Below are 14,501 nucleotides of genomic sequence, written 5' to 3' on the forward strand. Positions count from 1 at the left end.
CATGCTTAGCCGTCGCCGCCCTGGTGCTGTTGACCCAGATCATGGTCTGTCACGCCGGCAGGCCTTGCGTGCCGGCACGGTCTCGCCGATATCAGAAGGTGACTTCGGGCCGGGGCATGCGGCCTACTTCGTGGCCGCGTCGATCGAGTTGAACTTGTTGTTCAGGAGCGCGCTGCCCGTGTTGTTCACGACCGTGACGATCACGAGCGCGATGCCGGCGGCAATCAGGCAATACTCGATAGCGGTGGCTGCACTTTCATCGGCAAGAAAGGACTTGAGCAATGCCATCGTCAACTCCCGTTCATCCGTCCAACGTAGGCTGGCGCCGTTTTCGGAATGGTAAATTGATTCACTAAATTTCGCAGGGCGCGCGTCAAAGTGCTGGCGGGGCGGTCCCGACCTCAGGCCTTATATGCTGGCATTCATTGACTTAAGGTTTCGTCACCCAACTCGGGTGGATTTGACGGCGTCGTTGCTTTCAGGACTTGATCGCGCGTCCGGGGGTGGCCTTGCCAGGGCGTCTCAGCGCCGCTGCGAGGCGTCCGACCAGATAGCTCATGACGCGCGGCTGTGACCGCGCCGCGCTGTCTGCAAGGCGCTTGTCCTCGCTCGTGTCGTTCACGAGGCCGATGTAGTTCTTTCTGGCGTCCTGCTGCTGCACCGCGTGCAAACCCTGGTTCAATCGACCGCGCGACCTTGTGGTGCGCAATGGGAATCGAGGGTTAATTTTGTCTTCCGTAGGATTACTTGGTGCCTCGCGGGCGGGCGCCGAAGGCGATTGCGCCGCTTAACCGATTGTTGAGGCTATGTCTCGGCCACGCGAGGGAGGGCGAATGCTGCAAGGCGCCGCCGCGTCAGGTGGGGCTTACTTGCGACTGACGTCCGCGTTCAGCGCCCGCAACATCGCGATGCGGGCGAACATCGTCCAGCCGCCGCCCGTCTCGGCCGCGTGGATCAGGGTCTCGATCGCGGTCTGCCAGTGGCTCGCGTGCTGCGCGTCCTCGGGCAGCTGCATGATGTGATCGGCCGCCTGTTGCAGCGTCCGCAGCTTGCGCCCGTTGCGCAGCGAGATCGGATCGTCGAACGCCGCCGACCAGGGCATGTCAGGCCGGCCGACGGGCGAGGGGAGACATCACGGCGCGATCGTAAGCTGCGTGCCGCTAACCGGCCTTCTTCGCCCGCGCCGGCGCGCGCACCGGCTTGTCGGCCTTCTTCGAGGCTTCCTTGGGGGCCGTTTTCGCCGCAGCTTCCTTGCCGCCCTTGCCGGCGATCGGCAGCAGCATCTCGCGCTGGCCTTCGACGCGCTTCTTCGGCTTCTTGCCCTTGACGGTCTCCTTGACGACCTTCGCGATCGGAGCTGCGTCCTTCTCGCTCGCGAGGCTCTTCTTCAGAGCGTCCATCAGGTTGATGACGTTGCCGCCCGTCTTCGGCGCCGCCTTGGCCGCGATCGGGGCGCCCGAGCGCTTCTTGTTGATGAGATCAATCAGCGCGGCCTCGTAGTGGTCCTCGAACAGCTCGGGCTCGAACGCTCCGGACTTCTTCTCGACGATGTGTTTTGCAAGGTCGAGCATGTCCTTCGTCAGCTTCACGTCCTGGATGTCGTCGAAATATTCCTTCTCGCTGCGGACCTCGTAGGGGTAGCGCAGCAGCGTGCCCATCAGGCCGCTCTCGAGCGGCTCCAGTGCGATGATGTGCTCGCGGTTGGTCAGCACCACGCGGCCGATCGCGACCTTGTCCATGCTGCGGATGGTCTCGCGGATCACCGCAAAGGCGTCGTGGCCGACCTTGCCGTCCGGCACGAGATAATAGGGGCGGATCAGATAGCGGTTGTCGATGTCGGCCTTCGGCACGAATTCGTCGATCTCGATCGTGTGCGTCGAGTCGAGCGCGATCTCGTCGAGCTCGTCCTTGGTGACCTCGATATAGGTGTCGGTGTCGACCTTGTAGCCCTTGACGATGTCCTCGGAGGTCACCTCGTCACCGGTCTCGGCGTCGACCTTGAGGTACTTGATCCGGTGGCCGGTCTTGCGGTTGATCTGGTTGAAGGAGACCTTCTCGGTATCCGAAGTGGCCGGATAGAGCGCGACCGGGCAGGTCACGAGCGACAAACGCAAAAAACCCTTCCAATTGGCGCGGGGGGCCATGGGCTACTCCAAACGCAACGGGGACAGACTTATGAGGATACCATCGGGGAACACCGAATCAAACACGGCGCGGTGCGGAATCTTGCAACTGCGTTAACCAGCCGCCCCGCGTCCGGTTGCTGCCCGAGCCCGCGGCAAAAGCCGGAACATCGTATCGGATCGGGCGTTGCCTCAGGACACAGGGCCGTGAGGCGGTCGCGGTCATCAGAGGCGACACGCAGAGATTGAGGGCATCATGGCAACCACGCGAGACCAGCATCAGATCGTCGAAACTGCAACCGAGGCGCGCCAGGGCGAACCCGGGCCGTCGGTGGCCGCGCTGCTCGCCATCTCGACCGGGCTCGCGATCCTGATCCTCGCCGTCATCTGGTTCGTATTCTTCCGGACCTGACGGCCGGATCCGAACGTCCCGGGCCTTCCGACTCGCCGCGTAACGCGGCACATTGCGCCCGCCATGCCGCCGGCTCGCCCGGCAGCCTGGCGGGCGCAGTCGCGTCGGCGCGTGACAGGGCGTATATGACCAAAAAGTAACGCGGGCGGTTCCCCGCGTTCATATTCAGTTCACGCCGGAATTGCTCATCTGAGGCTGTTGTTCATGCGGCCTATCTTTGGAGAGAAGCGTGCGCCTGCTCGTTGTTGAGGACGACCCCGATCTCAATCGCCAGCTCACCAAGGCGCTGACGGACGCCGGCTATGTCGTCGACCGCGCCTTCGACGGGGAGGAGGGGCACTATCTCGGCGACAACGAGCCGTACGATGCCGTCGTGCTCGACATCGGCCTGCCGAAGAAGGACGGCATCTCGGTGCTGGAGGCCTGGCGCCGCAACGGCCGCACCATGCCGGTCCTGATCCTCACCGCGCGCGACCGCTGGAGCGACAAGGTCCAGGGCTTCGATGCCGGCGCCGACGACTATGTCGCAAAGCCGTTCCATCTCGAGGAGGTGCTGGCGCGCATCCGCGCGCTGCTGCGCCGCTCCACCGGACATGCCCAGAGCGAACTCAGCTGCGGCCCGGTCACGCTCGACACCAGGACCGGCCGGGTCAGCGTCTCCGGCAATCCCGTCAAGATGACCTCGCACGAATATCGGCTTCTGGCCTATCTGATGCACCATTCCGGACGCGTGGTCTCCCGCACCGAGCTGGTCGAGCATCTCTACGACCAGGACTTCGACCGCGACTCCAACACCATCGAGGTCTTCGTCGGCCGTATTCGCAAGAAGCTCGACGTCGACATCATCCAGACCGTCCGCGGCCTCGGCTATCTCCTGACCCCGCCGCCCGCTCCGGGCGCCTGAGGCGTAGCGGGCTTGACGGGAGGCCGAACTGGGGGCCTTGGTCCGGTTATGACGTCCGACGCCCTGCCATCCTGCGCCTCCCGGGATCGTTCCGATGCCCGCTAGCTCGCTTGCGAACCGCCTGTTCCTGTCGGCGACGGCGTGGCTCGTGGTGATCCTGGCCATCACGGGCGTGGTGCTGTCGTCGGTCTACAAGAACGCGACCGAGCGCGCCTTCGACCGCCGGCTCAATCTTTATCTCCGCACGCTGATCGCGGAGGTAGCGACCCCGGACGAGCCCCCGGACCGCCAGTTCCAGTCGCTCGGCGAGCCGCTGTTCGAGCTGCCGCTGTCCGGCTGGTATTGGCAGATCACGCGCACCGACACCGAAAAGCCGGAGGTGCGCTCCTCGCGCTCGCTCTGGGACAAGAAGCTGCCGAAGCTGGAGGAGCACGGTGCCGAACTCACCGCCGCCGGCATCCGGCTCGGCTATGTCGATGGTCCCGAGGGGCAGAACCTGCGGATGGTGGAACGGCCGGTCGATCTCGGCGCCGACGGCAAATATCTGGTCAGCGTCGCCGGCGACGACAGCGAGATTTTCGACGAGACGCGCAGCTTCGACTATTACCTCGGCGGCACCTTCACCGCGCTCGGCATCGTGCTGCTCCTGACCACGGTGTTCCAGGTCCGCTTCGGCCTCGCGCCGCTCAAGCGCATCTCGGAGTCGATCGCCGACATTCGCTCCGGGCGGGCAGAGCGGCTCGAGGGCGAATTCCCGGTCGAGATCGCGCCGCTCGCGCGCGAGACAAACGCGCTGATCGATGCCAATCGCGAGATCGTCGAGCGCGCGCGCACCCATGTCGGCAATCTCGCCCATGCGATCAAGACGCCGCTTTCGGTCATCGTCAACGAAGCCGGCGTCCACGCTGCCGATCCGTTCGCGGCCAAGGTGATGGAGCAGGCGGACGTGATGCGCGACCAGGTCGCCCATCACCTGGAGCGGGCGCGCATCGCCGCGCGCGTCTCGGTCGTCGCGACCGTGACGGAGGTGGCACCCGCCATCGAGGCGCTGCGGCGGACGATGGAGAAGATCCACCGCGACCGCGGCATCATGGTCGAGGCCAAGGCCGATCCGTCGGCAAAATTCCGGGGCGAGCGCCAGGATCTGGAGGAGATGGTCGGCAATCTCGTCGACAATGCCTGCAAATGGGCGGCCTCCCGGGTCTTCATCGAGGTGCTGGTGGAAGTGCCGCATAAGGCCGGCACCGGTCCGCGCCTGAGGATCATTGTCGACGACGACGGCCGCGGCCTGTCGGAGGCGGAGCGCACCCAGGTCTCCCGGCGAGGCCAGCGGCTCGACGAGTCCAAGCCCGGCTCGGGGCTCGGGCTTTCCATCGTGGTCGACCTTGCCGCGCTCTATGGCGGCAGCCTCTCCCTCGGCGCCGCGCCGATCGGCGGCTTGCGGGCCGAGTTGGTCCTCCCCGGAATATAATCCTTTGTTTCAACAGGATTTTTTGGTTCCGGGACGGCCGATCCGCAAGCAAACGGGAGGATTCGGGCCAACGTCCTCAACGGCTTCTTAAGGCGCAGCCTTCTATGATCGCGCTCGGACGCATCCCATGTCCGCCACTTTACCGTGCATTACCTGGGCGCATGAGCCAGACATCGATCGAGCGGCTGAGGGAATATCTCGCGCAGCTCCCGCCGCAGTCGCAGGCGCTGCTGATGCGGGAGTTCGAGCGCGCGCTCGAGCGCGGCCAGGACACGGCTGTGGCGACCCTCGTGCTCGAGCAGCTGCGCAGGATCGTCCGCAAGACGGAGGCCGACGAAACTCCACCCCCGCGGACGGACGACCTGTCGCGGCTCCTGTTCCAGGTGCTGGAACCGTTCCTCGTCGAGGCGGGCGCCCCGATCCGGGTCGGACAGATCCGCCGCTCCTCTCTGCATCCGATCTGGCAATGGCTCGGCCGTGACGGTGCTCCAGACAAGGTGAACGAATTCGAGACGGCGCTGGCGCGCATGCCGGCCGCTGACAGCGCGGGGCAGGTCGAAGCGCTCGCCCAGAAGCTCCAGGCGGTGGCTGCGGACGCCATCTTCCAATTGACGGGGCCGGGCGGCGGCGACAAGTCGCGCGCGCTGGCCCGCGTCGGGCCGCCCAACGTGATCGAGGACCTCTATTCGGTCGGAGCGGTACTCCAGGTCCGAGAGGCCATCGCCACCCTGAACGAGAAGCTGCCGCGCTTCCTGCGCGCCTTCGGCGATTCCCAGATCGCCTCGGTGACGTCAGCGCTCAACATCCCCGTCCTCCAGACGCCGCAGATGCTGCCCTTCGCGCTGTCGATCGTCGTGCAGCGCATGACCGCGCCGTGGCAGATCATCCGCCTCGCCATCAAGATTGCCGCATCCGACGACGAGATCCGCGTGGCGGCAACGCCCTATGGCGTCGCCGTCACGATCGCCCTGCACGATTTGTCCTGCGTCGCCGCGATCCTGCGCATGGACATCAAGCGCGGCCAGTTCGACAACGTCGCCGACAATCTCAAGGCGCTGCACGACGGTGTGCGCGGCCTGCGCACCGAGCTCGACCTGCGCAACGATTCCGCCTGGGGTAAGCAACTGACCTCGATCCGGGCCGATATCTCCAATGCGCTGCAATCCGAGATCGACAGCGTTCCCGGCCGCGTTCGCCGGATCCTGCGCCAGCGCCCCGAGAAGGACATTCCGCCGGGCGCGCGGATCGACAGCACCGAGGTGGAGGAAACCGCGGCGCTGATCGATTTCGTCGCGACCTGCCGCAACTACGCCAGCGAGCTCGCGATCAACGAGGTGACGCTGCGCACCTATTCCGACCTGCAGCAATACGTCGAGCGCTCGACCGAGCAGCTGGTGCAGTCGCTGCGCGCCGCCGATCTCAAGGTCCGCACCTATCGGCAACAGCAGGTGCAGGCTGCGATTCGCTTCTGCCAGGTGCTGTTCGGCGATGACTACGCCTCGCTGATGAGCCGCGCCGCGGAGAACGCACTCACGGGCGAGCGCAAATCGTCGCGCGCAAGCTGATTCAAGCGCATATTTTTGTGATCACAATTTGTGGTTGACGCTGTCGGTGACGGGCCCTACGGTCCCGGTGCAAGTCCGGGGAATTTCTATTTGTGGGCGCATGAAACCCGTTATCAGCTCCATCGAAATCGAGAACCGCGTCATTGTTGCCAAATATCAAAGACTGATGGTCGGCGCGAAGGTGGTGCTGGTCGAGAAGGCAAGCGGTCGGCAACTGCCTGAGACGGTCACGAGGGTTGCATCTCCGGTTCCGGTCGGAGCGTTGCGCATCAGATTGCCTGACGCCATCGAGCCGGGAACATACTTCCTGAAGGCCCTCAACGGTCACGGCGAGGACGCGGCTCGAAGTGTGGACTTCGAGATCGGCTAAGCCGTTGGATTTTCGCCGTTTCGGGGCTGTGGCCGGTCGCGCCGAATTGACAATTGTCAATTGCCGCATCGTCCGGCCGTGGTGTAAAGCCACCTATGGGCGCGGGTGGCGCGCTGCCGGAAGCTTGCCAGATGACGTTATGGTTCGTGTTCGCGCTGATGACGGTCGCGGCGATTTTCGCCGTGCTCTGGCCGCTCGGCCGCAGCGGGCGCGCGCAAAATCAGGGCAGCGAGGTCGTCGTCTACAAGGACCAGTTGACCGAGATCGAGCGAGACCTTGCCTCGGGACTGATCGCTGCGCCTGAAGCCGAGGCTGCGCGTGTCGAGATCAGCCGCAGGCTGCTCGCTGCCGCCGGCAGCGAGCCTGTGTCGGAGCCCAAATCGAGCCTCAAATGGCGCCGCGCGGCAGCGGTGCTGGCGCTTGTCGGTCTGCCGCTCGTTGCGATCGGCGTCTACGTGCCGCTCGGCTCACCCCGGCTTCAGGACTTTCCGCTGGCGCAGCGGGAGCGCGGGTCCGGCTCCGGCATGGCGGGATCTCTGGAGAACCTCGTCGTGCAGGTCGAGCAACATCTGGAAAAGAATCCGACCGACGGACGCGGCTGGAACGTGCTCGCGCCGGTGCTGGAGCGGCTCGGCCGCTTCGACGATGCGGTGCGGGCCTATCGCAACTCGATTACCTACAATGGTGAGAGCCCGGAGCGCAGATCCGATCTCGGCGAAGCAATCTCGGCCGCTGCGGGCGGCGTGGTGACCGCCGAGGCCAAGACCGAGTTCGAACGGGCGCATGCCCTGAACGCGGACGATCCCAAGGCGAACTACTTCCTCGGTCTCGCCGCCGAGCAGGACGGCCGCAAGGACGATGCCGCCACCATCTGGCGCGCGCTGCTGGCCAAGGCTCCGGCGGACGCGCCGTGGCGGCCCCTGGTGCAGTCCTCGCTGGCGCGGGTCGGCGGCGGCACGATGCCGGCACTGTCCGATGAGACGATCGCCGCATCGAAGGACATGAGCGAGGGCGATCGCGGCGCCATGGTCCGCGGCATGGTCGAGCGACTGGCGACGCGCTTGAAGCAGAACAGCGACGACGTCGAGGGTTGGCTGCGCCTCGTGCGTGCCTATCTCGTGATGGGCGATCGCGACAAGGCGGTCGGCGCGTCGAGCGATGCCCGTCAAGCGGTCGCCAAGGATACCGAACGGCTCCGCCAGCTCAATGAAGGCCTCAAAACTCTCGGGCTCGACGGATGACGATGTCAGGACGAGACGAGAGAACGGATACGCCATGACCCGCAAGCAGCGACGCATGACCATCATCGGCGGCTCACTCGCCGTGCTCGCGCTCGCCGCCGCGCTGGTGCTCAACGCGCTGCGCGACTCCATCGTGTTCTTCTCGACCCCGACCATGGTCGCCGAAAAGCACGTTCAGGCCGGCAAGCGGTTTCGCCTCGGCGGCCTGGTGCAGCCGGGCTCGCTCCAGCGTGGCGACAATCTCGCGGTAAGCTTCGAGGTCGCCGACGGCAACGCCAAGCTGCCGGTCGCCTACAAGGGCATCCTGCCCGACCTGTTCCGCGAAGGGCAGGGCGTTGTCGCCGAAGGCGCGCTCGATGCTAACGGCGTGTTCAAGGCCGACACGGTGCTTGCCAAGCACGACGAGACCTACATGCCCAAGGACGTCGCAGATGCCCTGAAGAAGCAGGGGCACTGGAAGGACGATTACGGCGGCAAGGCTTCTGATGGCGTCAAGCCTGCGGCCACGACAGCGCAGGGCAACCCGCAAGGAGCGGTGCGGTGATCGCGGAATCCGGGCATTACGCGCTGGTGCTGGCGCTCGGGCTGGCACTGATCCAATCCATCGTGCCGTTGATCGGCGCGCGGCTGCGCGACGATGCGCTGATGAGCATGGCGCGCTCCACCGCGCTGGCGCAGCTGCTGTTCGTCGGCGCCTCGTTCGTGGCGCTGGTGATGCTGCATGTGAATTCGGATTTCTCCGTCGCCAACGTCTACGAGAATTCGCATTCGATGAAGCCGCTGCTCTACAAGATCACCGGCGTTTGGGGAAACCATGAAGGCTCGATGCTGCTGTGGGTGTCGATCCTGGCGCTGTTCGGCGGATTGGTCGCGGCGTTCGGCAACAATCTTCCGCTGTCGCTGCGCGCGCATGTGCTCGCGGTGCAGGCCTGGATCGCCAGTGCCTTCTATCTCTTCATCCTGGTGACCTCGAACCCGTTCCTGCGTATCGCCAACCCGCCGATCGAGGGACGCGATCTCAATCCCGTGCTGCAGGACATCGGTCTCGCCGTGCATCCGCCGATGCTCTATCTCGGCTATGTCGGATTCTCGATCTCGTTCTCCTTTGCCATCGCGGCGCTGATGGAGGGGCGGATCGACGCCGCCTGGGCGCGATGGGTGCGGCCGTGGACGCTGGTTGCCTGGATATTCCTGACGCTCGGCATCGCGATGGGCTCCTACTGGGCCTATTACGAGCTCGGCTGGGGCGGCTGGTGGTTCTGGGATCCGGTCGAGAACGCCTCGCTGATGCCGTGGCTTGCCGGGACGGCGCTGCTCCATTCGGCGCTGGTGATGGAGAAGCGCAACGCGCTGAAGGTCTGGACCATCCTGCTGTCGATCCTGACCTTCTCGCTGTCGCTGCTCGGCACCTTCCTGGTGCGCTCCGGCGTCATCACCTCCGTGCATGCCTTTGCCACCGATCCGACCCGCGGCGTGTTCATTCTGCTGATCCTCTGCCTGTTCATCGGCGGCAGCCTGTCGCTGTTCGCAGGCCGCGCGACATCGTTGAAGCAGGGCGGCCTGTTCGCGCCGATCTCGCGTGAGGGCGCGCTGGTGCTGAACAATCTGCTGCTGACCGTCGCTTGCGCGGTCGTGCTGTTCGGCACGCTCTATCCGCTGGCGATGGAGATGCTCGCCGACTTCAAGATGTCGGTCGGCGCGCCGTTCTACAACCTCACCTTCGCACCGCTGTTTGCCCTGTTGCTGGTCGCCGTGCCGTTCGGGCCGATGCTGGCGTGGAAGCGCGGCGATCTGCTCGGCGTCACCCAGCGACTGCTCGCGGCCGGCGTTGCCGGGCTCGTTGTAGTCGCGATCGTCTGGGCCTGGACGCGTGGCGGCAGCGCGCTCGCACCGCTCGCGATCGGACTTGGCGTCTTCGTCATCGCCGGCGCCGTCACCGATCTGGTCGAGCGGACGGGCCTGGTTCGTCTGCCGCTCGCAACAGCGCTGCAGCGGGCGCGCGGCCTGCCACGCTCGGCCTGGGGCGCGGCATTGGCGCATGCCGGCCTCGGCGTCGCGCTGATCGGGATCGTCTGCGAGACCACCTGGAACAGCGAATATATCGCGACGATGAAGCAGAGCGACATCGCCCATGTCGCTGGCTACGACGTGAAGCTCGACGGGTTGTTTCAGCGTCAGGGCCCGAACTACCGCGAGATGATCGCCGAGTTCAACGTCAGCCGCGACGGTGAGACACTGAGCGTCATGACGCCGTCCAAGCGCAGCTTCACCACCCGCGGCTCCTCCACCACGGAGGCCGCGCTGCTGACCCGCGGGGCGAGCCAGCTCTACATCTCGCTGGGCGATGCCAATGCCGAGGGCGCGATTGCCGTGCGGGTCTATCACAAGCCGCTGGTGCTGCTGATCTGGTGGGGTCCGGTGCTGATGGCCTTCGGCGGCGTGCTGTCGCTGTCCGATCGCCGCCTGCGGGTCGGCGCGCCAAAACCGGCGCGGGCCAAGCAGCGCCTGCAGCCGGCGGAGTGATCCGATGCGCCGGATGATGGCCGCGTTCGTCGCGCTTGCGCTGCTGGCTTCGCCCGCGGTGCATGCCGTGCAGCCCGACGAGATCATGTCGGATCCGGCGAAGGAGACGCGCGCGCGCGACCTGTCGCGCGAGCTGCGTTGCATGGTCTGCCAGAACCAGTCGATCGACGATTCCGATGCGCCGCTGGCGCGCGACCTGCGGCTCCTGGTGCGCGAGCGCATCGCGGCCGGCGACAGCAACTCGCAGGTGCTCGACTTCCTGGTCGCGCGCTATGGCGAGTTCGTGCTGCTCAAGCCGCGCTTCGAGCGGCAGACCTTGCTGCTGTGGCTGCTCGGCCCCCTGCTGCTGACCGGCGGTGGCCTGGCGCTGTGGCTGCAAATCCGGCGTCGCTCGCGGAGCGGTGCAGACCTACCTGCGCCGCCGCTCACGCCCGATGAAGAGGCGAGACTCGCGGCATTGATGTCGGACGAGGCCAAATCGTCCTAGCGACGTGAAATCCTCCCGGCTACGTATTGATACGTAATCTGCCGGCCGCCGCCGGGTGTTTCATGCTATGTTGACCTTTGTCTGGAAGCTTGTCCCGAGATTTGATTCCAGACTCTGAGTTCCCCAATGTTCGCGAACAGCAATCTGACGATCCGCTTCCTGGTCGGCGCCGTCGTCGCTGCATTATTGTTCCTGCTGGGCATCGGCGGCGGCACCGGATTCGTCGCGGTGCTCTATCTCAACAACGAGATCACCAGCCTGTCGTCGGACTTTGCTGCGCTGAGCGGGCCCGCACGCGATCACGCGATGCAGATCTACCAGCAGGCACAGGCCGCATTCTCCTACTTCCTAATCGCCTGCGGTGTGATTGCGGTCGTCGCCTGCGCGATCTGCCTCACGACCTGGTTTGCAGTGCGCAACGGCATCCTCAGTCCGTTGGCGGCGATCGTGCATGCCATGCGCGAGGTCGCCGACCAGAAGTTCGAAACCCCCGTGCCGGGGCTCGGCGGCACCAACGAAATCGGCCTGCTCGCCGGCGCGCTGGAGGTCTTCAAGACCAACGGGCTCGAACGGCGCCGCCTCACCGAGCAGCAATTGCGTGAAGCGCAGCACCAGGCCGAGCGGTCGAAATTCCTGGACGCCCGGATCAAGCGCTTCAACGATCTCGTTGCCAGCGTCGTCGATAGCGTGGCCTCGTCGGCCGTGCATCTGAAGAGCAATGCCGAGACGCTGTCGCGGACGGCCAACGACACCAGCACCAAGGCCAATGCGGTGGCGAGCGGAGCGAGCCAGGCCAGCGCCAGCGTGCAGACGGTCGCGGGCTCCGCCGAGGAGATGACGAATTCGATCGGCACGATCAGCCGACGCGTCACCGATGCGACCCAGCGCGCCGAGGGCGCGGCGGCGCAAGCCGAGAAGAGCCGCGACACCATCCACACGCTGTCGGACGCCGCCGACAAGATCGGCGAGGTCGTGCAGCTCGTGCAGGCGATCGCATCGCAGACCAACCTTTTGGCGCTCAACGCCACCATCGAGGCGGCGCGGGCGGGGGAGGCCGGCAAGGGGTTTGCCGTCGTCGCCTCCGAGGTGAAGAGCCTCGCGCACCAGACCAGCAAGGCGACGGAGGAGATCACCTCCCATGTCGCCAGCATCCAGGGCATCACCGCGGAGACGCGCGGGGCGATCGACGGCATCTCGAAGACGCTGTCGGAGATCTCGTCGATCATGTCCGGCATCGAGGTCGACACTGCCCAGCAGCGCAACGCCACCCAGGATATCTCGCGCAGCGTCCAGGACGCCGCGCGCGGCACGCTCGACGTGTCCAACCACATCGCCCAGATCACCTCGACCTCCGCCGAGACCGGTCGCATGGCGGCCGAGGCCCGGGATTCCGCTGTCGATCTGTCGCAGCAGGCCGAGACCCTGAAGCGTGAAGTCGACGAGTTCATCGCCAGCGTCAGGGCAAGCTGAGGTCGCCTAAAACCTTGCCGGGGAGGCGGTCACCGGAACTCGAATAAGTTCCTGTAAGACCACAACTTTCGATCTGCGCTAAACTGCCGCATCAACGCCGCCCCTTCATTACGAAAGTTTAACCCCGCCGCCAGCGCACGGTAAGGCGCGAGCCCCCATCTTCAGGTCCGTAAGGTGCTGCCATCCCGCACCAAATGGATTTCAAGGCCCTGGAGAGCTCTGCATGACCGAACGTCCCGACCTTTCGAACCTTCCGTCCTACCGGCAGCCGCGCCGGTCGGTCTTCTCCGCGCGCAAGATCGCGCTGATGGCCTCGGTCGTCGCCGGCTTCGGCGCAGCCGTCTACGGCTTCAGCCCGTCGGTGTCGCCGGCCGACCTGTTCTCGAGCCCGGCGCATGCGCAGGTCAACAACGAGGTCCGGAAGGTTGAACGCCCGGTCGGCTTCGCCGACATCGTCGAGCGCGTGAAGCCGTCGGTGATCTCTGTGAAGGTCAACATCAAGGAAAAGACCGCGAGCAACGATGACGGCGACGATTCCTCCTCGCCGTTCCAGCCGGGCTCGCCGATGGAGCGCTTCTTCCGGCGCTTCGGCGGTCCGGATGGCATCCCGGGCATGAAGGGCGGCCGTGGCCGCGTCGTGCAGGGCCAGGGTTCCGGCTTCTTCATCTCGGCTGACGGCTTTGCCGTGACCAACAACCACGTGGTCGACGGCGCCGACAAGGTCGAGGTCACCACCGACGACGGCAAGACCTATACCGCCAAGGTGATCGGCACCGACCAGCGCACCGACCTTGCCCTGATCAAGGTCGAGGGCGGCTCGAACTTCCCGTTCGCAAAGCTTGCCGACGGCAAGCCGCGGATCGGCGACTGGGTGCTCGCAGTCGGCAATCCCTTCGGTCTCGGCGGCACCGTGACCGCGGGCATCGTCTCGGCCAGCGGCCGCGACATCGGCAACGGTCCCTATGACGATTTCATCCAGATCGACGCGCCCGTGAACAAGGGCAATTCCGGCGGTCCGGCCTTCAACACCGACGGCGAGGTGATGGGCGTCAACACCGCGATCTACTCGCCCTCCGGCGGCAGTGTCGGCATCGCGTTCTCGATCCCGGCCAACACCGTGAAGACGGTTGTTGCCCAGCTCAAGGACAAGGGTTCGGTCAGCCGCGGCTGGATCGGCGTGCAGATTCAGCCGGTGACGTCGGATATCGCCGACAGCCTCGGCATGAAGAAGGCCGAAGGGGCGCTGGTGGCGGAGCCGCAGGCGAACGGTCCGGCGGCGAAGGCCGGCATCGAGTCCGGCGACGTGATCACCTCGGTCAACGGCGAATCCGTCAAGGACGCCCGCGAGCTCGCCCGCACCATCGGCGGCATGGCGCCCGGTGCGATCGTGAAGCTCAACGTGCTGCACAAGGGCCAGGACAAGGTCGTGAACCTCACCCTCGGCCAGCTGCCGAACACGGTCGAGGCCAAGGCCGATACCGATAACGACAGCGGCAAGGGCGCGACCAAGGGCACCGACGTGCCCAAGCTCGGCATGACCGTTGCGCCCGCGAACTCCGTGGCCGGCGCCGGTAAGGAAGGCGTCGTGGTTACCGAAGTCGATCCGAAGAGCGCCGCGGCCGAACGCGGGTTCAAGGAAGGCGACGTGATTCTCGAAGTCGGCGGCAAGAGCGTGAGCACCGCCGGCGATGTCCGCGAGGCCATCAACACGGCGCGGACCGACAACAAGAACAGCGTCCTGATGCGCGTGAAGAGCGGCGGCCAGTCGCGCTTCGTCGCGATTCCCCTCGCCAAGGGGTAAGCGTCAGGAGGCTACGCAATGAAGGGTGTCGCCGGCATCAGTCGCCCCAGCCGCCGGCGCCCTTCGGGGGAGCAGCGTAACATTCGCTTCCCCAATCTACCTTCCGGTGGAATTACGCCCCCCTCCGTCGGAAG

15 protein-coding genes are annotated in these 14,501 nt (G+C 65.6%); 11 read left to right on the top strand and 4 right to left on the bottom strand.

Going from position 1 to position 14,501, the window contains the following annotated elements:
* Positions 1-123: 123 nt before the first annotated feature.
* The 4 genes from ACE10W_RS12425 to ACE10W_RS12440 form a co-directional block, all read right to left on the bottom strand.
* The gene (locus ACE10W_RS12425) at positions 124-288 is read right to left on the bottom strand and encodes a Flp family type IVb pilin (protein ID WP_011085902.1); all 165 of its coding nucleotides are present in this window, start codon (positions 286-288) and stop codon (positions 124-126) included.
* 190 nt (positions 289-478) lie between these two features.
* Positions 479-682: a hypothetical protein gene (locus tag ACE10W_RS12430; RefSeq protein WP_333925903.1), complete on the bottom strand. Its 204-nt coding sequence runs from the start codon at positions 680-682 to the stop codon at positions 479-481.
* A 183-nt stretch (positions 683-865) separates the two neighbouring features.
* Positions 866-1,102, bottom strand: coding sequence for a hypothetical protein (locus tag ACE10W_RS12435; protein ID WP_028172241.1), 237 nt, complete (start codon positions 1,100-1,102; stop codon positions 866-868).
* Between the two features lie 58 nt (positions 1,103-1,160).
* A complete protein-coding gene (locus ACE10W_RS12440; protein WP_011085904.1) occupies positions 1,161-2,144 on the bottom strand; it encodes a Ku protein in 984 nt (327 codons plus the stop codon).
* Between the two features lie 235 nt (positions 2,145-2,379).
* Here ACE10W_RS12440 and ACE10W_RS12445 point away from each other — a divergent pair, with 235 nt between their 5' ends.
* The 11 genes from ACE10W_RS12445 to ACE10W_RS12495 all read left to right on the top strand — a co-directional run bounded on the left by ACE10W_RS12445 (position 2,380) and on the right by ACE10W_RS12495 (position 14,367).
* On the top strand, positions 2,380-2,535 hold the full coding sequence (locus ACE10W_RS12445) for a hypothetical protein (protein WP_165448146.1): 156 nt from the start codon (positions 2,380-2,382) through the stop codon (positions 2,533-2,535).
* Between the two features lie 229 nt (positions 2,536-2,764).
* The gene (locus ACE10W_RS12450; RefSeq protein WP_011085905.1) at positions 2,765-3,439 is read left to right on the top strand and encodes a response regulator transcription factor; all 675 of its coding nucleotides are present in this window, start codon (positions 2,765-2,767) and stop codon (positions 3,437-3,439) included.
* A gap of 94 nt (positions 3,440-3,533) precedes the next feature.
* Positions 3,534-4,910 (top strand): sensor histidine kinase, encoded by a 1,377-nt coding sequence (locus ACE10W_RS12455; protein WP_304551832.1) that lies wholly within the window; start codon positions 3,534-3,536, stop codon positions 4,908-4,910.
* A 161-nt stretch (positions 4,911-5,071) separates the two neighbouring features.
* Entirely contained in the window at positions 5,072-6,475 is a 1,404-nt protein-coding gene (locus ACE10W_RS12460; protein ID WP_304551834.1) for a hypothetical protein, read from the top strand.
* 100 nt (positions 6,476-6,575) lie between these two features.
* A complete protein-coding gene (locus ACE10W_RS12465; protein WP_028172238.1) occupies positions 6,576-6,845 on the top strand; it encodes a hypothetical protein in 270 nt (89 codons plus the stop codon).
* A 131-nt stretch (positions 6,846-6,976) separates the two neighbouring features.
* On the top strand, positions 6,977-8,086 hold the full coding sequence (ccmI, locus tag ACE10W_RS12470; RefSeq protein WP_304551836.1) for a c-type cytochrome biogenesis protein CcmI: 1,110 nt from the start codon (positions 6,977-6,979) through the stop codon (positions 8,084-8,086).
* Positions 8,087-8,120: 34 nt separating this feature from the next.
* A complete protein-coding gene (ccmE, locus tag ACE10W_RS12475) occupies positions 8,121-8,630 on the top strand; it encodes a cytochrome c maturation protein CcmE (RefSeq protein ID WP_011085910.1) in 510 nt (169 codons plus the stop codon).
* Positions 8,627-10,609, top strand: a complete 1,983-nt coding sequence (locus ACE10W_RS12480) for a heme lyase CcmF/NrfE family subunit (RefSeq protein ID WP_304551837.1) — start codon at positions 8,627-8,629, stop codon at positions 10,607-10,609. Before ccmE ends, ACE10W_RS12480 begins: the two co-directional genes overlap by 4 nt.
* 4 nt (positions 10,610-10,613) lie before the next feature.
* Complete coding sequence (locus ACE10W_RS12485; protein ID WP_011085912.1) at positions 10,614-11,096, top strand: cytochrome c-type biogenesis protein; 483 nt, start codon at positions 10,614-10,616, stop codon at positions 11,094-11,096.
* Positions 11,097-11,222: 126 nt separating this feature from the next.
* Positions 11,223-12,566: a methyl-accepting chemotaxis protein gene (locus ACE10W_RS12490; protein ID WP_304551839.1), complete on the top strand. Its 1,344-nt coding sequence runs from the start codon at positions 11,223-11,225 to the stop codon at positions 12,564-12,566.
* Positions 12,567-12,789: 223 nt separating this feature from the next.
* The gene (locus ACE10W_RS12495) at positions 12,790-14,367 is read left to right on the top strand and encodes a Do family serine endopeptidase (RefSeq protein WP_011085914.1); all 1,578 of its coding nucleotides are present in this window, start codon (positions 12,790-12,792) and stop codon (positions 14,365-14,367) included.
* Positions 14,368-14,501: the final 134 nt, after the last annotated feature.

The sequence above is a fragment of the Bradyrhizobium sp. B025 genome (genome assembly GCF_042257955.1).
Taxonomy (GTDB): domain Bacteria; phylum Pseudomonadota; class Alphaproteobacteria; order Rhizobiales; family Xanthobacteraceae; genus Bradyrhizobium; species Bradyrhizobium diazoefficiens.

Bases quoted from the DNA above. Each gene is read 5' to 3' on its own strand.
- ACE10W_RS12425 (WP_011085902.1), bottom strand. From the start codon at position 288: ATGGCATTGCTCAAGTCCTTTCTTGCCGATGAAAGTGCAGCCACCGCT.
- ACE10W_RS12435 (WP_028172241.1), bottom strand. From the start codon at position 1,102: ATGCCCTGGTCGGCGGCGTTCGACGATCCGATCTCGCTGCGCAACGGG.
- ACE10W_RS12440 (WP_011085904.1), bottom strand. From the start codon at position 2,144: ATGGCCCCCCGCGCCAATTGGAAGGGTTTTTTGCGTTTGTCGCTCGTG.
- ACE10W_RS12445 (WP_165448146.1), top strand. From the start codon at position 2,380: ATGGCAACCACGCGAGACCAGCATCAGATCGTCGAAACTGCAACCGAG.
- ACE10W_RS12455 (WP_304551832.1), top strand. From the start codon at position 3,534: ATGCCCGCTAGCTCGCTTGCGAACCGCCTGTTCCTGTCGGCGACGGCG.
- ACE10W_RS12460 (WP_304551834.1), top strand. From the start codon at position 5,072: ATGAGCCAGACATCGATCGAGCGGCTGAGGGAATATCTCGCGCAGCTC.
- ACE10W_RS12465 (WP_028172238.1), top strand. From the start codon at position 6,576: ATGAAACCCGTTATCAGCTCCATCGAAATCGAGAACCGCGTCATTGTT.
- ccmI (WP_304551836.1), top strand. From the start codon at position 6,977: ATGACGTTATGGTTCGTGTTCGCGCTGATGACGGTCGCGGCGATTTTC.
- ccmE (WP_011085910.1), top strand. From the start codon at position 8,121: ATGACCCGCAAGCAGCGACGCATGACCATCATCGGCGGCTCACTCGCC.
- ACE10W_RS12485 (WP_011085912.1), top strand. From the start codon at position 10,614: ATGCGCCGGATGATGGCCGCGTTCGTCGCGCTTGCGCTGCTGGCTTCG.
- ACE10W_RS12490 (WP_304551839.1), top strand. From the start codon at position 11,223: ATGTTCGCGAACAGCAATCTGACGATCCGCTTCCTGGTCGGCGCCGTC.
- ACE10W_RS12495 (WP_011085914.1), top strand. From the start codon at position 12,790: ATGACCGAACGTCCCGACCTTTCGAACCTTCCGTCCTACCGGCAGCCG.